This is a genomic window from Streptomyces sp. NPDC059788 (genome assembly GCF_042732265.1).
Lineage (GTDB): Bacteria > Actinomycetota > Actinomycetes > Streptomycetales > Streptomycetaceae > Streptomyces.
The window spans coordinates 26,259-47,574 of sequence record NZ_JBHWHY010000049.1 but is presented as its reverse complement, the minus strand read 5'-3'; the positions used below and the strand labels follow the sequence as shown (position 1 = coordinate 47,574).

Below are 21,316 nucleotides of genomic sequence, written 5' to 3'. Positions count from 1 at the left end.
GACGGCCGGGCGTGTCCGCGGGCCGGCGCCCGTTCCTCAGCCGTCGGTACGGCGCAGCACCAGGCTGAGGAAACCCCAGCTGTCCCGGTAGACCCGCAGCCATTCCGTGCGGTGCGCCTCGGCCACCGCGAGCGCTTCGGCGCGGTCGGGACCGTCCGGGCGGTCCAGGGCCCAGGACGCCAGCGACCCGGTCCAGGACCACTCGTAGGCGTCCAGTTCGCGGCGCGTGCTGACGTGCCCGTGGACGGGGGTCCACCCGTCGGCGGCGACGCGTTCCAGCGTGGTCGGCAGGTCGGCGAAGTCGCCCAGCATCTCCACGGCCTCGCGGGTCGGCGTACGTTCCCAGAAACCGTCGCCGACCAGGACCCGCCCGCCGGGCGCCAGATGCCGGCGCGCCGCCGCCAGGGTGGGCAGCAGGCCGCCTAAGGCGTGTGCGGCCCCGACACTGAGCACCAGGTCGAACGGGTGCGGTGAGCTGAAGTCCGCGGCGTCCGACTCGTGCAGGACCAGACGGTCCGCGACGCCGCGGCCGACGGCGGCCGTACGGGCGTGCGCCAGGGACTCGGCGCAGACGTCGACGCCCTCGGCGCGCAGCCGCGGGTGCCGGGCCAGCGCGCGCAGCAGCCACTCCGCGCCACCGCAGCCGAGGTCGAGTACGCGCTCGTCGCCCTGCGGCAGGCCGTGTTCCAGCAGCTGCCGCACCGAGTCGTCGTCGAGCGGCGCCGCGATCGGGTGACCGCCATGGGCGATCCGGGAAATCCGTTGACGATTCACCGGCGCAGCTTCGCAGCGGCGGCCGCCCCGCGCACCCGGATTTCCCCGTGCGCGGGACGCCGTACGGCCGCCGCACGGCCATCCGGCGTCCCGGTCAACTCCCTTGACTGTCCAGCTCGTTCGGCCCGGCGGCTCAGCGCTTGCCGAAGAGTTCCTTGGGGAACGCGCCCGCCGCCACCGCGGCCTGGGTGAAGCCGGTGGCCAGCTCGGTGAGCCGGGCCACGTCCGCCGCGCCCAGGTGCTCGTACGGCGCCCGGTCCAGCCGGTCCGTGGTGTCCTCCAGGTCCGCGCGCAGCTTGTCGCCCGCCTCGGTCAGCCCGCCCGCCGCGTCCAGGAGACCGCGCTCGCGCAGCCCCTCCTCGGCGGCCTGCCACTCCTCAAGCGTCCAGCCGCGCGTCGCCAGGACCCACGAGCGCTCCGCGCCGCGGTCGGAGGCGGTGTGGGTGACCAGCGCCTCCAGGCCGTCCAGCCCGGCGTCCAGCAGCGCCACCAGGTGGCCGTCGCCGCGGTGCTCGCGCAGCAGCGTCGCCGCGTGCCAGTAGGCGAGGTGCGGGGCGTCGGGGACCGGCAGGTCGGCGTGTGCGGCGAACAGCGGGCGGGCGTGGCGGGTGCAGGCCTCGGTGGCGCGCAGCGCCAGCCGGGCCGCCTCGGCCATCTCCGGCGACTCCACCGTGGCGTCGCCGAGCAGCCGCCGCAGCGTGCTGTCGGCGGCCCGCAGCCGTGCGGCCAGCACCTGCTCGGGCGAGGCCACGGACCAGATCTGCGGTATGTGGCGGGCGATCAGGTCGTGCTTGAAGTTGTAGAAGGTCGCGGTGACGGTGCCGGGGCCCACCGCGCCCATGGCCGCGGCGCGGCCGACGAAGTAGGCGGCGCCGGGGTCCTCGACACCGAGAGCGGCGAATTCGGCCGCCAGGTCGGGGGAGAAGTACACGGTCGAGTGCAGCGGGTTGACGACGTTTTGACAACGCCGGCCGGCGCGCTCGGGGAGCGAGGTCGTGGTGGTCATGACCGCAGGTTACCGACCCGTTGGTACAGGGGGGCGGGCAGGTGCGCGGCGCGCCTGCCGGACGGCGGGCCTGCGGGACGGCGCGCCTGCCGGACGGCGGGCCCGCGCACGGTCCGGCTCCTGCGCGGACCCGTGCCCGGCTCCTGCGCGGACCCTGCGCGGACCCGTGCCCGGCTCCTGCGCGGACCCTGCGCGGTTCTGCGCCCGGCCGCCGATGGCCGTAAAGGTGGGTTATTCGTCATTGCCGCCATCGCCGCGCCCGCCCACGATGGTCGTCATGGAACAGCGCGACGTGCTGGCCGTCCTCTTCGAGGGCGTGCAGAGCCTCGATGTCACCGGCCCCTTGGAGGCCTTCTCGGGCGCCGCCCTCCGCGTGCCCGGCGCCTACCGGGTCCGCACCGCCTCGCTCGACGGCGCCCCGCTGCGGACGTCCAGCGGGCTGACCGTGACCCCCGACCTCCGGCTGGCCGACGCCGAACCGCCGCACACCCTCCTCGTGCCCGGCGGCCGGGGCACCCGCGCGCCCGATCCCCGCCTCGTCGAGTGGCTGGGGCTGCACGCCCCGCGGGCCCGGCGCAAGGTGGCGGTGTGCACCGGAGCGTTCCTGCTCGCCGCCGCCGGACTGCTCGACGGGCGCCGCGCGACCACCCACTGGACCCGGTGCGACGCGCTGGCCGAGATGTTCCCGGCCGTACGGGTCGAACCGGAGCCCATCTACGTACGGGACGGCGACGTGGCCACCTCCGCCGGGGTCACGGCGGGCATCGACCTCGCACTGGCGCTGATCGAGGAGGACCTCGGCCGCGACCTCGCGCTGGACATCGCCCGCCACCTGGTCGTCTTCCTGCGCAGGCCCGGCAACCAGACGCAGTTCAGCGCCCAGCTCGCCGCCCAGACCGCGGACCGGCGCCCGCTGCGCGACGTCCAGCAGTGGATCACCGAGAATCCGGCGGCCGACCTGTCCGTCGAGACCCTCGCCGGCCGCGCGGGCCTCTCGCCCCGGCACTTCGCCCGCGCCTTCCGCGCCGAAGTGGGCATGACACCGGGCCGCTATGTCGACCGGGTGCGGCTGGAGGCCGCCCGGCGCCTCCTGGAGGACACCGCCGACGGCATCGAAGGCATCTCCCGCCGCTGCGGCTACGGCACCCCGGAAGCGATGCGCCGCGCGTTCAGCCGCACGCTGGGCGCCGCGCCCGCCGAATACCGCCGCCGCTTCCAGCCCGCCTCCCCACCGCCCTTCTCCTGACCGGCCCGCGCGCACCGCCGCGGCCCCACCCACGGCCGCGGCACCGCGCGCACCCACACCGACCCACGGCCGCGGCACCGCACGCCCACACCCCCACCGATGAAAGGCACACCATGCAGATCGCCATCCTCCTCTACGACGGCTTCACCGCCCTGGACGCCGTCGGCCCGTACGAGGTCCTCAGCCGCCTCCCCGGCGCGCAGACCGTCCTCGTCGCCGAGCGCACCGGGGAGCACCGCGACGGCAGCGGCACCCTGGCCCTGACCGCCGACGCCGCACTGGCCGACGTCACCGCCCCGGACCTGCTCGTCGTGCCCGGCGGCCCCGGCCAGGCCGCGCTCATGGACGACGGACCGCTGCACGACTGGCTCCGCGCCGCGGACACCCGCACCACCTGGACGACCTCCGTCTGCACCGGCTCCCTGCTCCTCGCCGCCGCCGGGCTCCTCAAGGGCCGCCGCGCCACCTCCCACTGGCTCGCGCTCGACCAGCTCCCGGCCTACGGCGCCGAACCGACCGGCGAGCGCGTCGTCTTCGACGGCAAGTACGTGACCGCGGCCGGTGTGTCCTCCGGCATCGACATGGGCCTCGCCCTGGCGGGCCGGATCGCCGGCGACACCTACGCCCAGACACTCCAGCTCGGCATCGAGTACGACCCGCAGCCGCCGTACGACGCGGGCTCGCCCGAGAAGGCGCCCGCCGAGATCACGGCGGCGATCCGGGCCCGGGGCCGGATCACCGCGGAGGGGTGACGTCCGGCGGGCGGCCGGGGCCGGCGTCCCCAGGCGCCTCCGGCCCGCCGCCCTCCAGCTCCTCCTGCCACAGCAGCTCCGTCAACCGCCCGATCCCGGCGGCCAGATGACGCCGGTACGTCGTCATCGGCAGGCGCAGCAGCTCCGCCGCGCGCGCCTGGGTCCCGGCCGGGCGCAGATACGTGTGGTGCAGCGCCCGGAACCCCCGGCGGTCCTGCGGCGACGCCTCCAGCGCCGCCGCAGCGGCGCGTACCGCTTCCCGCAGCGCCGCCACCCGCTCCTTCGGCCCCGCCGCGCCCGTACCGCCCGCCGCGCACCGCCCGGCGACCAGGCGCGTCTCCAGCAGCGGCGACTCCCGCAGGCCGTCCGGCCGTACGAGCTCGCGCAGCGCGTCCCGTACGGCCTCCGCGAACGCCTCCCGGTCCAGCACCCGCAAGGGGTCCGACGCCGCGGGCGGGGGCACGGTGAACGGGTCCTCGGCCCGTTCGCGCTCGGTCAGCATCGCCAGCCACGCCAGAGCCGGCACCCGCCGCCAGTCGTGCACGAACATCCCGAACCGGCGCCCGGCGACCGTGAAGTCCGCCGCTGGCAGCCGCGCGAAGTCCACGTACGCGCAGCCCGGCTCCCAGAACTCCGGGTCGGCGAACGGCAGCAGCGTCAGCGCGGGCCGGTGGTCGGTCAGGTAATGGTGGGTCAGGCGCAGGGTGATCAGGGTCTGTACGGGGGAGACGTCCTGGTACTCGTCGCGGCTCATCCAGAAGCGGACGAGCAACGCCTTCTCGCCGTCGCGCAGTTCCGCGTGCGCGTCCAGCCAGCGGGCGGCGGCCTGCACCGCCGGGTCGTCCGGCGCGCCGGACGGGGCGGCGCCGGTCAGCTCGACCAGCGTGTAGAACCCCGCCGCCACCCCGTCCGGGCCGCGCACGGTGTACGTCTCGGCCTCCGGGCGCTGCGACCAGTCGTGCACCAGCCGCGCCGCCTCGATCCCCTCGTGGATGGCGGCGATCGTGCACGCCTCCACCAGCTCGCCACCGGTGACCGGCCCAGGCGAGACCGTCAGCCGGTCCAGCCGCGCCGCTCCCGCGGCACCGCGCGCCACCGGCTCCAGCAGCGGTCCGACGACCGGACTGTCCCGGTGCAGGTACGCGAAGTCCGCGAGCACCGCCCGCTGTCGCGCCCGTTCGTCCTCCTGGGTGAACAACCGCTGGTAGTAGGCGCTCGCCCGGCGGTGCAGCGCAGCCCTGCGCTCCGCGTCGCGCCAGCGCAGCTCCGCGTCCAGCGCGTCCCGCACCAGATCGTGCGGGTGCACCCCGCGCAGCCCGCTCTCCACCGCGGACAGCCCGCACAGCCAGTCGAAGTACGGCCGCGCGTCGGGCACCTGTAGGAGCGCGGCCAGCAGCGGCTCGGTAGTCGAGAGCACCTGCGAGGACGCCTCCAGTGCGGCCCGGTGCAGCGGCGTCGGCACCGCTTCCAGCAGGCTCGCCAGCAGCGCCCGTACGATCTGCGGCGACGGCTCGGCCCCGGCCGCCTCGCCGCCGAGCGCGGCCACATCCGCCACCAGCGCGAGCGCCAGTGGATGCCCGCGGGTGAAGGCAAGCCCCTCCTCCTGGACGGCGGGCGGCACACCGCGCCGGGTCAGCAGCTCCCGGCTGTCCGCCTCGTCCAGCGGCCCGAGCGGCAGCAGATGCAGCAGCCCCTGCCAGGCCGGGTCCAGGCGCCAGGACAGCGGCGGCGCCGTCCGGCAGGCCAGCGCGACCAGCGCGTCGGCCGGCAGCCGGGGCAGCAGCTCGCGGTGCACGGTGTCCCGGGCCTCCCGCGGGCCGTCCAGGCCGTCGATGAGCAGCACCAGCTCCGGCCGGTCCGGAATGCGCTCCGCCAACTCCTCCTCGTAGGAGCGCACCTCGGAAGCCTCCAGGCGTACGGCGGGCCGCCCGGCGCGCGCGGCGAGCTGCGCGAAGTGGTGCAGCAGCGTCGTCTTGCCGATGCCGCCGGGGCCGTGCACGTAGACCACCGCGCCGCGCCCGGCGGCCAGCAGCGCGCGGAAGGCCGCGGTCTCACCGCGGCGGCCGACAAAGCCCTCTTCGCGCGCCGCCACGAGCCGGTCGCCCAACCGGTCGGTCACCCGTCAAGTATGTCGCCGGGGCGGCCGGAACGGACCCATACCGGATGTGAACCGGATACGGAACGGTCTGCAATCCGGTCGGCCGCTGCCCCTAGCTTCCTGGGTGCCGAACCACCAACGACTCAGGGGGCGAAGGAAGATGAACCGCAGGATCACCACCGTCATGGGCACCGCGTTCGCCGCCGCCTCGGCCGCCGGAATGGCCCTGTCGGCAGCCGGGCCGGCCGCCGCCTCGCAGTTCTACGGCGGCACGCTGCACCCGGGGGAGCAGCGCTGCGTGCAGCAGTCCGCCCAGCACAAGGTGCGCGTCGACGGCAAGGCCACCGGCCAGGGCGCCAAATTCAAGCTCCAGTACCAGGGCGCGACCGTGCCGGGCACCGGCTCGCCCGGCCCGGTCACCGCGTACGCGGCGGAACTGCGCGACACCTGGGCCGGCTGGCCCGGCGCGGGCGACTACACGGCCTGCGCCACCAACAACGGCACCGCCGACACGAACGTGCGCCTGACCCTCAAGACGGACGGCGAGTTCACCTGACCCGCCGGGAGCCGCTCGACTCACCCTGCCGACCAGGTGAATCGCGGCTCACGGCGCTCCAAGAAGGCGGCGACACCCTCCGCGGTGTCGCCGCTCGCGTGCGCCTGCGCCTCCCAGTAGGCGTCCCGCTCCGCGTCCGCGGGACGGTCCGCGAACTCCTTCGCCGCGGCCTGCGTCAGCTGCGACCGGCTCGCCAGTACGGCGGTGAACCCCGCCACCCGCTTGTCCAGCTCCCCCTCGGGCAGCACCTCGTCCAGCAGCCCGGTCCGCAGCGCCCGCGCACAGTCGATCAGCTCCCCGGAGAACAGCAGGTACTTGGCGGCCGAAGGGCCCACCAGCCGTACCAGCCGGCGAGTGGCGGAGGCCGGATAGACGATCCCCAGCTTCGCCGGCGTCACCCCGAACAGCGCCCCCTCCTCCGCGAACCGCAGGTCGCACGCCGCCGCCAGCTGGCAGCCGCCGCCCACGCAGTACCCGCGTACCGCCGCCAGCGTCGGCTTGGGGAACGCCGCGAGCGCCTCCTCGGCAGCCGTCGCCAGCCCCTTCCCCGCCCCCGCCGACCCGCGCAGCGACCCGATGTCCGCCCCGGCGCAGAAGGTGTCGCCCGCGCCCGTCAGCACCAGCACGCGTACGGCACGGTCCGCCGCCAGCCGCTCCAGCAGCGGCGGCAGTTCCCGCCACATTCCCGTCGTCATGGCGTTGCGCTTGGCGGGGTTGCCGAGGGTGACGGTCGCTGTGCCGTCGCTGACGTGTGTGACGATGCCCGGTTCCATGCCCCGGATATTAGGACGACCATCCCACCGCGGGCCGGATACGATCGACGGCCTGATGTCTGCAACCGCCGCCACCCTCGTGGCCAAGTCCCTCGCCGCCGGCCACGGCGAGCGCGTCCTGTTCTCCGGCCTCGACCTGGTGGTCGCCCCCGGGGACGTCATCGGCCTGGTCGGCGCCAACGGCGCCGGCAAGTCCACGCTGCTGCGCCTGCTGGCCGGGCTGGCCGCCCCGGAGGAGGGCGGCCTGTCGCTGAGCCCGCCCACGGCCACCGTCGGCCACCTCCCGCAGGAACCCGACCGGCGCCCCGGAGAGTCCGTACGGGCCTTCCTCACCCGCCGCACCGGCGTCGCCGCCGCCCAGAGCGCCCTGGACGCCGCCACCCAGGCGCTGGTCGACGAGGCCCCGGGCGCCGACGACGCGTACGCCACCGCCCTGGAGCGCTGGCTCTCGCTCGGCGCCGCCGACCTCGACGAACGCGCCGAGGAGACGGCCGCCCGGCTCGGCCTCGCCGTCGGCCTCGACCAGCCCATGACCTCCCTGTCCGGCGGCCAGGCCGCCCGTGCCTCCCTCGCCTCGCTGCTGCTCTCCCGCTACGACGTCTTCCTGCTGGACGAGCCCACCAACGACCTCGACCTGGACGGCCTGGCCCGGCTGGAGGAGTTCGTCACCGGCCTGCGCGCCGGCACGGTCCTGGTCAGCCACGACCGCGAGTTCCTGACCCGCACGGTCAGCCGCGTCGTCGAACTGGACCTCGCGCAGCAGCAGGTCAACACCTACGGCGGCGGCTACGCCTCGTACCTGGAAGAGCGCGACCGCGCCCGGCGCCACGCCCGCGAGGAGTACGAGGAGTACGCGGACACCAGGGCCGCCCTCGAAACGCGCGCCCACACCCAGCGCAACTGGATGGAGAAGGGCGTCAAGAACGCCCGGCGCAAGGCCACCGACAACGACAAGATCGGCCGCAAGTTCCGCGCGGAGTCCACCGAGAAGCAGGCCGCCAAGGCCAAGCAGACCCAGCGCATGATCGACCGCCTGGAGGTGGTCGAGGAGCCCCGCAAGGAGTGGGAGCTGCGCATGGAGATCGCCGCCGCGCCCCGCGCGGGCGCGGTCGTCGCCACCCTGCGCGGCGCCGAGGTGCGGCGCGGGGGCTTCCGCTTCGGCCCGGTGGACCTCCAGATCGACTGGGCCGACCGGGTCGCCGTCACCGGCCCCAACGGCTCCGGCAAGTCCACCCTGCTCGCCGCCCTGCTGGGCCGGCTGCCGCTGGACGCCGGTCACGCCTCCCTGGGGCCCGGCGTCGTCGTCGGCGAGGTCGACCAGGCCCGTGGCGCCTTCCTCGGCGACGAGCCGCTGGCGGACGCCTTCCGCACGGCCGTCCCGGAGATGTCCCCGGCCGACGTACGGACGCTGCTCGCCAAGTTCGGGCTCGCGGCGGCCCACGTGCTGCGGCCCGCCTCGACGCTCTCCCCGGGCGAGCGGACCCGTGCCGCCCTCGCCCTCCTCCAGGGCCGCGGCGTCAACCTCCTGGTCCTCGACGAGCCCACCAACCACCTCGACCTGCCCGCGATCGAGCAGCTGGAGTCCGCGCTCGCCTCCTACCAGGGGACGCTGCTGCTGGTCACGCACGACCGGCGGATGCTGGAGGCGGTGCACACCAACCGGCGTGTCGAGGTCGATGCCGGGCGCATCGCGGAGCGCGTTCTCTGAGCGTGCCCCCGCAGGTACGGGTGGTGGACTCAGCCGATCGTGACGGACGTGCCTGAGTCCAGCCGGTGATAACGCGTCGGCGTGCCGGGCCCCCGGTCGCCCAGGAGTCCGCCGACCATCGCGGTGCCGATGTCGTTGAGGGCGCCGTCGTGAATGGCGTAGGCGTCCTGTGGGGCGACCTCGCGGACGTAGTCGATCAGATGGCCGACGGTGGACCAGGGGGCGTGCACCGGCAGCAGCAGCGTGCCGACGGGGGCGTCGGGGACGGTCAGGGCGTCCCCGGGGTGGAAGAGCGCGCCGTCGACGAGGAACCCGATGTTGGCGACGCGCGGAATGTCGGGGTGGATGACGGCGTGCCAGGCGCCGTGGACCCGCACGTCGAAGCCGGCCGCGGTGATCGCGTCGCCTTCGCCGACGGCGGTGACCCGGGTGCCGAGGCCGTCCAGTCGCCCGGCGACGGCGGAGTTGGTCCAGATGTGCAGGCGCGGGTTGTCCCGGGCCGCCCGGCGCAGCGTCTCCTCCGAGAAGTGGTCGAAGTGCTCGTGGGTGACCAGGACGGCGTCGGCGCCGTCCAGCGCCCGCGGCTCGGTCAGGCCGCCCGGATCGACGACCAGGCGGCGGCCGTCCTTCTCGACGCGGACGCAGGCGTGGCCGAACTTGGTGAGCTGCATGGGGGCGGCAACCTTTCCCTCGGAAAACCGTACAACCAAACTGTGTAACTCAGCTGTGCAATCTGACTGTACAACCAGGTTGTACAAGTAGGTTCCATGGGTCTGGGTAAGGTGCGCGCATGAGTGAAGAAGTGCTGGACGAAGAGGTGCTGGCCGAGGAGCTGCGGCAGTCGGTCGGTGAGCTGGTCCGGGCGGTGCGCGTGGTGGACGCCATGCCTCCGGGAGAGGCGGCGGCCCTCGGCTTCCTCGACCGGAGCGGCCCGCTGACCACGGCCGACCTCGCCCACCTGCGCGGCGTGACGCACCAGTCGGTCGCCAAGTCCGTGAAGGAACTCGTCGCCGGCGGCCTCGTGCGCACCGAACCCCACCCCGGCGACGGCCGCAAGCTCCTGCTGCACATCACCGACGCCGGCCGCGCCCGCCTGCGGCGCGAGCGCGCCCGGCGCGCCCACACCCTCGACGCCGCCATCCGCGAGTTGTTCGGCCCGGAAGAACGACGGCAGCTGCGCGACTGCGTGGACCTGCTGTCCCGCCTGACCGCGCATCTCGCCGGGAAGTGACCACCCGGCCCCCGGCCGCCCGTCGCGGCTGTCCCGCCCGGCGATTTGGTGTGGGCCCCCGCATCCCGTAACGTATGCGGAACCGACGCGGGGTGGAGCAGCTCGGTAGCTCGCTGGGCTCATAACCCAGAGGTCGCAGGTTCAAATCCTGTCCCCGCTACTTCCGCGGCAGGCCCGGTGCTCTTCGTGAGCACCGGGCCTGCTGTCGTACGCGCGCCGTGCCGTACCGATCCGAAGCGCGCGCTGCCGTCCCGCCCCGAAGCGTGTGCGCTGCCGTCCCGCCTCGAAAGAGGTATACCGGGACAAAGGCGTCCGTGAGGAGGGCCGTGATGGTCGGCAGAGGCAGATCCTCGAAGTCCCGGGCGGGCGGGGCGCCGCCGGGGACGCGGGAAGCGGGAGACCTGCGGCGCAGCTTCGGGCTGCTCGCGGTGCTCGGGACGATCCTGGTGGTCGCGGGCCTGGTGGGCCTGGTGTACGTCGGTTTCGCGACCCTCACCACGATGCTGCTCTTCGGCTGGCTGCTGCTGATCGGCGGCGTGGTCGGGCTGCTGCACGCGATCCAGTCGCGCGGCTCCAGCTTCTTCTGGCTCGCGGTGATCGTGGCGGCGCTGAACATCGCCGCGGGCGTGGTCGTCATCCGCCGTCCGGAGGTCGCCGCGGCGGGCCTGACGATGTTCGCCGCGCTGCTCTTCCTGACCGGCGGAGTCTTCCGGCTCGTCGGCGGGGTGGTCGTGCGGGGGCCGCAGTTCGGCTGGACGCTGGTGCAGGGGGCCTTCGGCGTCCTGCTGGGCGTGCTGGTGCTCGGCGACTGGCCGCACAGCACCCGGTACGTGATCGGCTGCTTCTTCTCCCTCGCGCTGCTCTTCGACGGGCTCGGCCTGATCGCGATGGGGGTCGGCGGGCGGCGGATCGTCGGGATGGTGGCGGGCGGGCGCGGTCCGGGCGGAAAGGCGACATCCGCGCCGGACGCCACCGGGCACCCGCCGGCCTCTTCCGACAATTCTTGAACAGAAAACAGAATGAGCAGGATCTGTCGTAGAACTGATCACCGATTGCGGAATCGGTCAAAAGGCGTCGATAGAAGCTGACTTCTGTTCAGCGGGTCGGTCCGGACCAGCAAAGAACCAACACTCGGAGGGTGAGGATGCCTTCCGGACCCCCGGCCGAACCCCCCGAGGAGCTGACCGCCCCGTTCGCGTACGAAGGCGTCTGGCGCTTCACCGCACCGGCGCTGGAGTCGTCGGTGCCCCAGGCGCGGCACGCGGTCCGGGACCTGCTCATCCGCCGGCGTGTGCCCGTCGCGGAAGAGACCGTGGACGCGCTGTTGCTGATCGTCTCCGAACTGGTCACCAACGCCGTGCAGCACGCCGCGCTGCTCTCCCCGGAGATCACCGTCGAGGTCACGGTCGGCGCCAAGCGGATCAGGGCCGCCGTCGAGGACGACCATCCGTACCGCCCCAAGGCCCTGCAGGCGGACGAGGGCGACATCGGCGGACGCGGCCTGTGGCTGGTCAAGATGCTCACCGCCGAGGCGGGCGGCGGATGCGATGTCGAGCACACGGCGAGCGGCGGCAAGGCGGTCTGGGCCGAACTGCCGCTCGCCCCGGTGGCGGGCGGGCCTACCAGCCCGCCGCCGGCCCGGTGAGCTCCCGCACGGCGGGCCGGGCCGCGTCCAGCACGGTCATGAACCACGCCGAGAACGGCGCCTGCTCGTGCCGCTCCGCCAGCTCCCGCGGCGTCACGAACGCGACCTCGCCGACCTCCTCCGGGTCCGGCTCCGGCGCGGCCTGCACCAGTCCCACGAACAGGTGGTTGTACTCCTGCTCGACCAGCCCGGACTCCGGGTCCGGGTGGTTGTAGCGGACCGTACCGGCCTCGCCGAGCAGCGCCGGGGCCACGCCCAGCTCCTCGGCGGTACGCCGCGCCGCGGCGGCGAACGGCGTCTCACCGGGGTAGGGGTGGCCGCAGCAGGTGTTGGACCAGACACCGGGGGAGTGGTACTTGCCCAGCGCCCGGCGCTGGATCAGCAGCCGCCCCCGGTCGTCGAAGAGGAAGACCGAGAACGCCCGGTGCAGCAGGCCCGGGGGCTGATGGGCGGCGAGCTTCTCCTCGGTGCCGATCGTCGTGCCGTCCTCGTCGACCAGCTCCAGCAAGATCGGTTCGGCGGAGCCGCCCGGTGGGTTCACCGCCGCGGTCCCGGCGGTCTGTCCATTGGCAGGTGTGATCGGCATGCCCATCCTTGTCGTCGGTCTCCTCGCCGCTCAAGTCTGCCCTAGGTCCTGTCGTCGAATTCCCGGCATTCGCCCGAAGGGAGGGCCGCGCCGCGCCCCTGTCATGGGCACAACTGCGCTTCGTGCGCCGCGTGGCCGCCCGGTTCCAGCTGGAAGGTGCAGTGCCCGACGTCGAAGTGCCCGCCCAGGCAGCCGCGCAGTGCGTGCAGCAGCTTCTCGTGGTCCGCCGCGTCCAGCACGTCCCGCGTGACGACCACGTGGGCCGAGAGCACCGGCAGCCCCGACGTGATCGTCCAGGCGTGCAGGTCGTGGACGTCCTCGACGCCCGGCAGCGTCAGCAGGTGCGCCCGCACTTCTGTCATGTCCACCCCCTTGGGTGCGGCCTCCAGCAGAACGTCCAGGGACTCGCGGAACAGCTTCCAGGTACGCGGCACGATCATCAGCCCGATCACGATGGACGCGATCGGGTCGGCCGCCGACCAGCCCGTCAGGGTGACCAGCAGCGCCGCCACGATGACCGCCACCGAGCCCAGCGCGTCCGCCATCACCTCCAGGAACGCGCCGCGCACATTGAGGCTGTCGCGCTGCCCGCGCATCAGCAGGGCCAGCGAGACCAGGTTCGCCAGCAGGCCGACGACGCCGAAGACCATGGTCGCGCCGCCCTCGACCTCGACCGGCTCGAAGAACCGCGGGACCGCCGTGACCAGCACGTACCCGCCGACGCCGAACAGCAGCAGCGCATTGGCCACCGCGGCCAGTACCTCGGCGCGGGCGAGCCCGAAGGTGCGCCGCGGCGACGGCGGCCGGTTCGCGAAGCGGATCGCCACCAGCGCCATGGTCAGCCCCACCACGTCGGTGGCCATGTGCCCGGCGTCGGCGAGCAGCGCCAGCGAGCCGGTGACCGCGCTGCCGATGATCTCGGCGACCATGACGGCCGTGGTCAGCGCCAGCGCGCCGCGCAGCCGGCCGCGGTACGCCGCGGCCGCCGTGCCGGTCCCCGTGCCGCCCGGTGCCGGCCCGCCGGCTCCGTGGTCGTGTCCTGCGCCCATGCCGTACGCCTCCCGGAGATGCCGCGTCCGTACCGCCCGGCCGATGCCGCCGGCCCTTGCAGTGAACTACGGGTGGGGGGTATGTGGCAACGCGGGGCTGAACACCGTTGTCATGCGCTGACCTGCGGCGATGCCGTGCGGGGGAGAGGGCGGGTGTGGGGCCCCGGCGACGGTCCGAAGGCCCGGCTCGCGGTCGCCCGGCCCGCCGTCCGGCCCGCGCGGAGCGCCGTGCCCCGCCCCGCGCCCCACCGCCCGGCAAACCCCCCACACGTGACCAGTCGTGTCATAACCGGCACCGCGCCCGGGCGTCAGTTGTTCCCGGACGCGTTGATCCACCATGATGATCGCGGCAGGCGCAGCCGGCGGTCACTCGATCGTGCGGTGAATGCGCGGTGAACGGCCGCATCCGGCGATCCGATAGCCTCTGCCGACGTGCCCACCCACCCCCTCGGGGCCCAGGTGTGCCACGCCCGCTGCCCGGGTAGCCCGTATCGAATGCGGACCGACCGGCGCGGCCTCGTCAGCTTCCAAGGAGTGAGTTCGTCTGTCGACCGCCATCCTCACCGGTCCGCCGGTCGCCGGGTCGCCGCTCGAAGCCGGCCTGCGCTCGCTGGGCTTCGACGTCCGTACGGCGGACGGCGCCGCGGCCGTGGCCGACGCGCTCGCCGCGGTCCCGGCCGATGAACGCGTCGCCGTCGTCGACCCCCGCTTCGTGGGCCATCTGCACAGCCTCCGGCTGGCGCTGACCGACCCGCGCTTCCCGTCCGCCGCCGCGCCGGGTGCCGTCACCGCGCAGCCCGAGGCGCGCGCCGCGCTCCAGCGCGCCGCCACCGCGGTCCCCGCCGGACCCGGCACCCGCTACCGCGTGGACGTCCTCCCGGACGCGCTCGCCGAGAGCATGGCCGCCGAGGACGCCGCGCCGCAGCGCGTCGAGCTGGGCAGCCTGGTCGCGGCCGTCCCGCTGACGCCCGCCGAGCGCACCACGGCCGAGGAGGCCGTCGCCGCCGTCGACGAAGAGGCCGTACGGCTGCGTACCGCCGTCAAGGCCCGCGACGGGTTCTTCACCACGTTCTGCATCAGCCCGTACTCCCGCTACCTCGCCCGCTGGTGCGCGCGCCGCGGCCTGACCCCCAACCAGGTCACCACGGCGTCGCTGCTGACCGCGGTGATCGCGGCGGGCTGCGCGGCCACCGGCAGCCGCGGCGGGTTCATCGCCGCCGGCCTGCTCCTGCTCTTCTCCTTCGTCCTGGACTGCACCGACGGGCAGCTGGCCCGCTACTCGCTCCAGTACTCGACGATGGGCGCCTGGCTCGACGCCACCTTCGACCGCGCGAAGGAGTACGCCTACTACGCGGGCCTCGCGCTCGGCGCGGCGCGCGGCGGCGACGACGTCTGGGCGCTGGCCCTGGGCGCCATGGTCCTGCAGACCTGCCGACATGTCGTCGACTTCTCCTTCAACGAGGCCAACCACGACGCCACCGGCAACACCAGCCCCACCGCGGCGCTGTCCGACCGGCTCGACAGCGTCGGCTGGACGGTCTGGGTCCGCCGGATGATCGTGCTGCCCATCGGCGAACGCTGGGCCATGATCGCCGTACTGACCGCCTGCACCACCCCGCGCATCGTCTTCTACGCGCTGCTGATCGGCTGCGCCCTGGCCGCCTGCTACACCACGGCAGGCCGGGTGCTGCGCTCGCTCACGCGGCGTGCCCGCCGCACCGACCGGGCAGCGGGCGCACTCGCCGACCTCGCGGACTCCGGGCCGCTCGCCGAGCTGTTCGCCCGGGGCGGCAGCGGCGGCGCCTTCACCGCCCCCGTCATGGCCTTCCTCGGCACCGCCTGCCTGCTGACCTGGGTGATTTTCCAGGACGAGCCCGTGACGTGGACGACTGTGGTCATCGCGGTCATCTACGCCCTCTTCTCCGGCCAGGCCGTCGCCCGCCCGCTCAAGGGCCCGCTCGACTGGCTCGTACCGCCGCTGTTCCGGGTGGGCGAATACGTCGCCATCCTGGTCCTGGCGGCCCGCTCGGACGCCGACCAGGCGCTGCCCGCGGCGTTCGGCCTGGTCGCGGCGGTCGCCTACCATCACTACGACACCGTCTACCGCATCCGCGTCGGCACGGGGGCCCCGCCGCGATGGCTGGTGCGGGCGGCCGGCGGGCACGAGGGGCGCACGCTGCTCGTTGTCCTCCTCGCGGCCCTGCTGCACGGCACAGGTTTCACAATCGCGCTGACGGTCCTGGCACTGGTCCTGGCGCTGCTGGTGCTCGTGGAGAGCATCCGCTTCTGGGTGTCCTCCGGAGCACCCGCCGTACACGATGAAGGAGAACCCGCATGATCGGCCTCGTGCTGGCCGCCGGCGCCGGACGGCGTCTGCGTCCCTACACCGACACCCTGCCCAAGGCGCTGGTGCCGGTCGACGGTGACACGACCATCCTGGACCTGACGCTCGGCAACTTCGCCGAGATCGGTCTGACCGAGGTCGCGATCATCGTCGGCTACCGCAAGGAGGCCGTGTACGAGCGCAAGGCGGCGCTGGAGGCCAAGTACGGCCTCAAGCTCACCCTCATCGACAACGACAAGGCCGAGGAGTGGAACAACGCCTACTCCCTGTGGTGCGGCCGGGACGCGATCAAGCACGACGTGATCCTCGCCAACGGTGACACCGTGCACCCGGTCTCCGTCGAGCGCACGCTGCTCGCCGCCCGCGGCAACGGCCAGAAGATCATCCTCGCGCTGGACACGGTCAAGAACCTGGCCGACGAGGAGATGAAGGTCGTCGTCGACCCCGCCAAGGGCGTCCAGAAGATCACCAAGCTGATGGACCCCGCCGAGGCCACCGGCGAGTACATCGGCGTCACCCTCATCGAGGGCTCGGCCGCCGAGGAGCTCGCGGACGCGCTGAAGACCACCTTCGAGCGCGACCCCGACCTGTACTACGAAGACGGCTACCAGGAGCTGGTCAACCGCGGCTTCCAGGTCGACGTGGCACCGATCGGCGAGGTCAAGTGGGTCGAGATCGACAACCACGACGACCTCGCGAAGGGCCGTGAGATCGCATGCCAGTACTGACCCGCCTCATTCCGTCCCCGGTCGTCGTCGACATCAGTCCCGGCGCACTGGACGACCTGGCGGGCCTGCTGGCCGATCAGCGCATCTCCGCGTCCGGGAAGCTCGCCATCGCCATCAGCGGCGGCTCCGGCGCCCGGCTGCGGGAGCGGCTGTGCCCCGCGCTGCCCGGCGCCGACTGGTACGAGGTCGGCGGCGGCACGCTGGACGAGGCGATCAAACTCGGCGACGCCATGAAAAAGGGCCGCTACGACGCCGTCGTGGGCCTGGGCGGCGGCAAGATCATCGACTGCGCGAAGTACGCGGCGGCCCGTATCGGCCTGCCGCTGGTCGCCGTCGCGACGAACCTGTCGCACGACGGCCTGTGCTCGCCGGTCGCCACCCTCGACAACGACGCGGGCCGCGGCTCCTACGGCGTACCGAACCCGATCGCCGTGGTGATCGACCTCGACGTCATCCGCGAGGCCCCGGTCCGCTTCGTACGCTCCGGCATCGGCGACGCGATCTCCAACATCTCCGCGGTCGCCGACTGGGAGCTGTCGCACCGCGAGACCGGCGAGGACATCGACGGCCTGGCCGCCGCCATGGCGCGCCAGGCCGGCGAGGCCGTGCTGCGCCACCCCGGCGGCGTCGGCGACGACGGCTTCCTCCAGGTGCTGGCCGAGGGCCTGGTCCTGACCGGCATCTCGATGTCGGTGGCCGGCGACAGCCGCCCGGCCTCCGGCGCCTGCCACGAGATCAACCACGCCTTCGACCTCCTCTACCCCAAGCGGGCGGCGAGCCACGGCGAGCAGTGCGGCCTCGGTGCCGCCTTCGCCACGCACCTGCGCGGGGACAAGGAGACCTGCGAGCTGATGATCGAGGTGCTCCGGCGGCACGGCCTGCCGGTGACCCCCGGCGAGATCGGCTTCAGTGACGAGGAGTTCGTCAAGGCCGTCGAGTTCGCGCCGCGGACCCGGCCCGGCCGCTACACGATCCTCGAACACCTCGACCTGTCCACCGACCAGATCAGGGACGCATACGCCGACTATGCACAAGCCGTCCGTAGCTGAACTCCGCCCGGTCGTGCACCCCGAGGGTGTCAAGGACCGGCGCAGCGGTGAGCACTGGGCCGGTCGCCTGTACATGCGGGAGATCTCGCTGCGCTGCGACCGGTACCTGGTGAACACCAGGGTCACGCCCAACCAGCTGACCTATGTGATGACCCTCTTCGGCGTCCTCGCGGCCCCGGCCCTGCTGGTGCCCGGGATCTGGGGGGCCGTGCTCGGGGTGCTGATGGTCCAGCTCTACCTGCTGCTCGACTGTGTCGACGGCGAGGTGGCCCGCTGGAAGAAGCAGTTCTCGCTCGGCGGGGTCTACCTGGACCGGGTCGGTGCCTACCTCACCGACGCCGCCGTGCTGGTCGGCTTCGGCCTGCGCGCCGCCGACCTGTGGGGCACCGGCCGGATCGACTGGCTGTGGGCCTTCCTCGGCACCCTCGCCGCCCTCGGCGCGATCCTGATCAAGGCCGAGACCGACCTGGTCGGCGTCGCCCGGCACCAGGGCGGGCTGCCGCCGGTCAAGGAGTCGGCGTCCGAGCCGCGCTCGTCCGGCATGGCGCTGGCCCGCAAGGCCGCCGCGGCGCTGAAGTTCCACCGGCTGATCCTCGGCATCGAGGCGTCGCTGGTGATCCTGGTCCTGGCGATCGTGGACTCCGCCAGGGGAGACCTGTTCTTCTCGCGGCTCGGCGTCGCGGTCATGGCGGGTATCGCGCTGCTCCAGACGCTGCTGCACCTCGTGTCCATCCTCGCCTCCAGCAGGCTCAAATGACGGGGGCGCGCGGGATGAAGGTCGGCGCTGTCGTCCTGACCATGGGAAACCGCCCGGATGAGCTGCGGGCGCTGCTCGATTCGGTCGCCAAGCAGCACGGCGACCCGGTCGAGGTGGTGGTCGTCGGCAACGGCTCGCCGCTGCCGCCGCTGCCCGAGGGCGTACGGACCGTGGAGCTGTCGGAGAACGTCGGCATCCCCGCCGGGCGCAACGTCGGCATCGAGGCGTTCGGACCGGGCGGCAGCGAGATGGACGTGCTGCTGTTCCTGGACGACGACGGGCTGCTGCCCGGCGCGGACACCGCCGAGCTGTGCCGCGAGGCGTTCGCCCGCGACCGGAAGCTGGGCATCGTCAGCTTCCGCATCGCGGACCCGGACACCGGCGAGACGCAGCGCCGCCACGTACCGCGGCTGCGCGCCTCCGACCCGATGCGCTCCTCCCGCGTCACCACCTTCCTCGGCGGCGCGAACGCGGTCCGTACGGCGGTCTTCCAGGAGGTCGGCGGCCTGCCCGACGACTTCTTCTACGCCCACGAGGAGACCGACCTGGCCTGGCGGGCCCTGGACGCGGGCTGGATGATCGACTACCGCGCCGACCTGGTGCTGTACCACCCCACCACGGCGCCCAGCCGGCACGCGGTCTACCACCGGATGGTGGCCCGCAACCGTGTCTGGCTGGCCCGCCGTAACCTTCCGGCCCCGCTGGTTCCGGTCTATCTCGGTGTCTGGTTCCTGCTCACCCTGGCCCGGCGGCCCTCGCGGCCCGCCCTGCGTGCCTGGCTGGGCGGCTTCAAGGAGGGCTGGGCCACGTCCTGTGGTCCCAGGCGTCCCATGAAGTGGCGTACCGTGTGGCGCCTGACCCGGCTGGGCCGCCCTCCCGTCATCTGACAAGCTCGTATCTGAGAGCATCAGGCGCGAACCCGGGGCACGGCCCCGGCAGCGCACCTTGAGGACGAAAGTGTCAACAGTGAGCGAGACTACGCACGACAGTGCGGTCGCCATGAGTGCCCCGCCAACCCCCGACGACGGGCTGTCCCGCGCCGAGCTGGCCCGCAAGTACGGGCTCACGCAGAGCGGCGCGCGGCCCAGCCTGCCGGAGTACGTGCGGCAGCTGTGGGACCGGCGGCACTTCATTTCCGCCTTCTCCAGCGCGAAGCTGACCGCGCAGTACAGCCAGGCGAAGCTGGGCCAGGTGTGGCAGGTGGTGACGCCCCTGCTGAACGCGCTCGTCTACTACCTCATCTTCGGCCTGCTGATCGGCACCCGCAACGGCGTGCCGGACTACGTGCCCTTCCTGGTCACCGGCGTCTTCATCTTCACCTTCACGCAGAGCTCGGTGATGGCCGGCACCCGCGCCGTCTCCGGCAACCTGGGACTGGTGCGCGCGCTGCACTTCCCGCGGGCCTGCCTGCCCATCTCGTTCTGCCTGATGCAGCTCCAGCAGCTGCTGTTCTCGATGGGCGTGCTGGTCATCATCCTGCTGGGCTTCGGCCAGGTGCCCACCTGGTCGTGGCTGCTGGCGATCCCGGCGCTGGTGCTGCAGTTCGTCTTCAACACCGGCCTGGCGATGGTCATGGCCCGCCTGGGCAGCAAGACCCCCGACCTGGCGCAGCTGATGCCGTTCATCATGCGGACGTGGATGTACGCGTCCGGCGTGATGTTCAGCATCGACGTGATCCTCAAGGAGAAGGCGGTCCCCGCCTTCGTGCACGTCCTGCTGGACTGCAACCCGGCTGTGATCTTCATCGACCTGATGCGCTTCGCGCTGATCGACAGCTTCACGTCGGACAAGCTGCCCCCGCACGTGTGGCCGCTGGCCCTCGGCTGGGCGCTGGTGATGGGCATCGTCGGCTTCGTGTACTTCTGGAAGGCTGAGGAGCGGTACGGCCGTGGCTGAGCAAGAGGACGCCGTACAGACGGCGGACGGGAACCGCATCCCCACCGTGATCGCGGACGACCTGCACATCGTCTACCGGGTGTACGGCACCGGAGCGGGCAAGGGCAGCGCCACCGCGGCCCTGAACCGCATCGTCCGCCGCAAGCCCTCCAGCGGTGTGCGCGAGGTGCACGCGGTCAAGGGCGTCAGCTTCACCGCCTACCGCGGCGAGTCGATCGGCCTGATCGGCTCCAACGGCTCCGGCAAGTCGACGCTGCTCAAGGCCGTCGCCGGGCTGCTCCCCGCGGAGCGCGGCCGGGTCTACTCGCACGGCCAGCCGTCGCTGCTGGGCGTGAACGCGGCCCTGATGAACGACCTGACCGGTGAGAAGAACGTCGTACTGGGCGGTCTGGCGATGGGCATGTCCCGGGAGCAGGTGCGCGAGCGCTACCAGGGCATCGTCGACTTCTCCGGCATCAACGAGAAGGGCGACTTCATCTCGCTGCCGATGCGGACGTACTCCTCCGGCATGGCGGCGCGGCTGCGCTTTTCCATCGCGGCGGCCAAGGACCACGACGTTCTGATGATCGACGAGGCGCTGGCCACCGGCGACCGGGCCTTCCAGAAGCGCTCCGAGGCACGCATCCGCGAGCTGCGCAAGGAGGCCGGTACGGTCTTCCTGGTCAGCCACAACAACAAGTCGATCAGGGACACCTGCGACCGGGTGCTGTGGCTGGAGAAGGGCGAGCTCCTGATGGACGGCCCGACGGACGAAGTGATCAAGGCGTACGAGAAGGAGTCGGGCAAATAGCCCGCAGTGAGCAGCACGGCCCCCGCGAGTCCGGCTCGCGGGGGCCGTTGATCGTCGTGGACCGGCGGCGGAACGTTGTCCGCCGGTCTGCAGATCGTTAACAGATGGTCAACTCGGCCGGATACGGGAACAGTTCGCGGCGAATGGATGTTGACCGGATCGTTGCTTCGAGGTTCGGTACCCCCTCGGACGCCGGAGAGATGTACGGCGTAAGCTGTACGGGTACTGAACAGCACAAGTGGCACAAGTCGGGCAATGCGTACCCGTCCTGGCGACCGGGAGTCCGATCGGGCGGGTCGCGTCATGCGGCGTGTCCGAAATGGGATGT

21 protein-coding genes and 1 tRNA gene are annotated in these 21,316 nt (G+C 72.9%); 15 read left to right on the top strand and 7 right to left on the bottom strand.

The features are described from left to right. Positions 1-36: 36 nt before the first annotated feature. Together ACFV57_RS33670 and ACFV57_RS33665 are read right to left on the bottom strand one after the other, a co-directional pair. Positions 37-774, bottom strand: coding sequence for an SAM-dependent methyltransferase (locus ACFV57_RS33670; RefSeq protein WP_385239985.1), 738 nt, complete (start codon positions 772-774; stop codon positions 37-39). A 133-nt stretch (positions 775-907) separates the two neighbouring features. Continuing rightward, positions 908-1,780, bottom strand: coding sequence for a hypothetical protein (locus ACFV57_RS33665; RefSeq protein ID WP_385239983.1), 873 nt, complete (start codon positions 1,778-1,780; stop codon positions 908-910). A 277-nt stretch (positions 1,781-2,057) separates the two neighbouring features. Here ACFV57_RS33665 and ACFV57_RS33660 point away from each other — a divergent pair, with 277 nt between their 5' ends. Continuing rightward, the gene (locus ACFV57_RS33660) at positions 2,058-3,026 is read left to right on the top strand and encodes a GlxA family transcriptional regulator (protein ID WP_385239981.1); all 969 of its coding nucleotides are present in this window, start codon (positions 2,058-2,060) and stop codon (positions 3,024-3,026) included. Between the two features lie 113 nt (positions 3,027-3,139). Beyond that, on the top strand, positions 3,140-3,778 hold the full coding sequence (locus ACFV57_RS33655) for a DJ-1/PfpI family protein (protein WP_385239979.1): 639 nt from the start codon (positions 3,140-3,142) through the stop codon (positions 3,776-3,778). On the opposite strand, the gene ACFV57_RS33650 is transcribed toward ACFV57_RS33655, so the two are convergent. Next, positions 3,762-5,897: an AAA family ATPase gene (locus ACFV57_RS33650; RefSeq protein ID WP_385239977.1), complete on the bottom strand. Its 2,136-nt coding sequence runs from the start codon at positions 5,895-5,897 to the stop codon at positions 3,762-3,764. The genes ACFV57_RS33655 and ACFV57_RS33650 overlap by 17 nt on opposite strands. A 139-nt stretch (positions 5,898-6,036) precedes the next feature. Between ACFV57_RS33650 and ACFV57_RS33645 the strand changes: the two genes are divergently transcribed. Then, positions 6,037-6,432, top strand: a complete 396-nt coding sequence (locus ACFV57_RS33645; protein WP_385239975.1) for a hypothetical protein — start codon at positions 6,037-6,039, stop codon at positions 6,430-6,432. Positions 6,433-6,452: 20 nt separating this feature from the next. On the opposite strand, the gene ACFV57_RS33640 is transcribed toward ACFV57_RS33645, so the two are convergent. Beyond that, complete coding sequence (locus ACFV57_RS33640) at positions 6,453-7,205, bottom strand: enoyl-CoA hydratase/isomerase family protein (RefSeq protein WP_385239973.1); 753 nt, start codon at positions 7,203-7,205, stop codon at positions 6,453-6,455. A gap of 55 nt (positions 7,206-7,260) precedes the next feature. Between ACFV57_RS33640 and ACFV57_RS33635 the strand changes: the two genes are divergently transcribed. Beyond that, positions 7,261-8,913 carry an ABC-F family ATP-binding cassette domain-containing protein gene (locus ACFV57_RS33635; protein WP_385239971.1) on the top strand — a complete coding sequence of 551 codons (1,653 nt, stop codon included), beginning with the start codon at positions 7,261-7,263 and terminating at the stop codon, positions 8,911-8,913. A 29-nt stretch (positions 8,914-8,942) separates the two neighbouring features. Here the strand turns inward: ACFV57_RS33635 and ACFV57_RS33630 are convergent, their stop codons facing one another. Further along, entirely contained in the window at positions 8,943-9,584 is a 642-nt protein-coding gene (locus tag ACFV57_RS33630; RefSeq protein WP_385239969.1) for an MBL fold metallo-hydrolase, read from the bottom strand. 134 nt (positions 9,585-9,718) lie between these two features. Here ACFV57_RS33630 and ACFV57_RS33625 point away from each other — a divergent pair, with 134 nt between their 5' ends. From ACFV57_RS33625 to ACFV57_RS33610, 4 genes are all read left to right on the top strand, one after another. Then, the gene (locus tag ACFV57_RS33625) at positions 9,719-10,144 is read left to right on the top strand and encodes a MarR family winged helix-turn-helix transcriptional regulator (protein WP_385240037.1); all 426 of its coding nucleotides are present in this window, start codon (positions 9,719-9,721) and stop codon (positions 10,142-10,144) included. A gap of 86 nt (positions 10,145-10,230) precedes the next feature. Further along, positions 10,231-10,304: transfer RNA gene (locus ACFV57_RS33620), tRNA-Met, on the top strand. Between the two features lie 169 nt (positions 10,305-10,473). After that, a complete protein-coding gene (locus ACFV57_RS33615; protein WP_385240035.1) occupies positions 10,474-11,151 on the top strand; it encodes an HdeD family acid-resistance protein in 678 nt (225 codons plus the stop codon). A 137-nt stretch (positions 11,152-11,288) separates the two neighbouring features. After that, positions 11,289-11,789 carry an ATP-binding protein gene (locus ACFV57_RS33610; RefSeq protein WP_385239967.1) on the top strand — a complete coding sequence of 167 codons (501 nt, stop codon included), beginning with the start codon at positions 11,289-11,291 and terminating at the stop codon, positions 11,787-11,789. On the opposite strand, the gene idi is transcribed toward ACFV57_RS33610, so the two are convergent. Both idi and ACFV57_RS33600 read right to left on the bottom strand, forming a co-directional pair. After that, the gene (idi, locus tag ACFV57_RS33605) at positions 11,764-12,375 is read right to left on the bottom strand and encodes an isopentenyl-diphosphate Delta-isomerase (RefSeq protein WP_385239965.1); all 612 of its coding nucleotides are present in this window, start codon (positions 12,373-12,375) and stop codon (positions 11,764-11,766) included. The genes ACFV57_RS33610 and idi overlap by 26 nt on opposite strands. A gap of 101 nt (positions 12,376-12,476) precedes the next feature. After that, positions 12,477-13,424, bottom strand: coding sequence for a cation diffusion facilitator family transporter (locus ACFV57_RS33600; RefSeq protein ID WP_385239963.1), 948 nt, complete (start codon positions 13,422-13,424; stop codon positions 12,477-12,479). A 544-nt stretch (positions 13,425-13,968) separates the two neighbouring features. Here ACFV57_RS33600 and ACFV57_RS33595 point away from each other — a divergent pair. The 7 genes from ACFV57_RS33595 to ACFV57_RS33565 all read left to right on the top strand — a co-directional run bounded on the left by ACFV57_RS33595 (position 13,969) and on the right by ACFV57_RS33565 (position 20,988). After that, a complete protein-coding gene (locus ACFV57_RS33595) occupies positions 13,969-15,762 on the top strand; it encodes a DUF5941 domain-containing protein (RefSeq protein WP_385240033.1) in 1,794 nt (597 codons plus the stop codon). Beyond that, positions 15,759-16,496, top strand: coding sequence for a sugar phosphate nucleotidyltransferase (locus ACFV57_RS33590; protein WP_385239961.1), 738 nt, complete (start codon positions 15,759-15,761; stop codon positions 16,494-16,496). The genes ACFV57_RS33595 and ACFV57_RS33590 overlap by 4 nt, the downstream gene beginning before the upstream one ends. Beyond that, the gene (locus tag ACFV57_RS33585) at positions 16,484-17,545 is read left to right on the top strand and encodes an iron-containing alcohol dehydrogenase family protein (RefSeq protein ID WP_385239959.1); all 1,062 of its coding nucleotides are present in this window, start codon (positions 16,484-16,486) and stop codon (positions 17,543-17,545) included. Before ACFV57_RS33590 ends, ACFV57_RS33585 begins: the two co-directional genes overlap by 13 nt. Further along, positions 17,523-18,302: a CDP-alcohol phosphatidyltransferase family protein gene (locus tag ACFV57_RS33580; RefSeq protein ID WP_385239957.1), complete on the top strand. Its 780-nt coding sequence runs from the start codon at positions 17,523-17,525 to the stop codon at positions 18,300-18,302. The genes ACFV57_RS33585 and ACFV57_RS33580 overlap by 23 nt, the downstream gene beginning before the upstream one ends. A 14-nt stretch (positions 18,303-18,316) precedes the next feature. Then, positions 18,317-19,189: a glycosyltransferase family 2 protein gene (locus tag ACFV57_RS33575; RefSeq protein WP_385239955.1), complete on the top strand. Its 873-nt coding sequence runs from the start codon at positions 18,317-18,319 to the stop codon at positions 19,187-19,189. 79 nt (positions 19,190-19,268) lie between these two features. Continuing rightward, entirely contained in the window at positions 19,269-20,198 is a 930-nt protein-coding gene (locus ACFV57_RS33570; protein ID WP_385239953.1) for an ABC transporter permease, read from the top strand. Further along, positions 20,191-20,988 carry an ABC transporter ATP-binding protein gene (locus ACFV57_RS33565; protein WP_385239951.1) on the top strand — a complete coding sequence of 266 codons (798 nt, stop codon included), beginning with the start codon at positions 20,191-20,193 and terminating at the stop codon, positions 20,986-20,988. The genes ACFV57_RS33570 and ACFV57_RS33565 overlap by 8 nt, the downstream gene beginning before the upstream one ends. Positions 20,989-21,316: the final 328 nt, after the last annotated feature.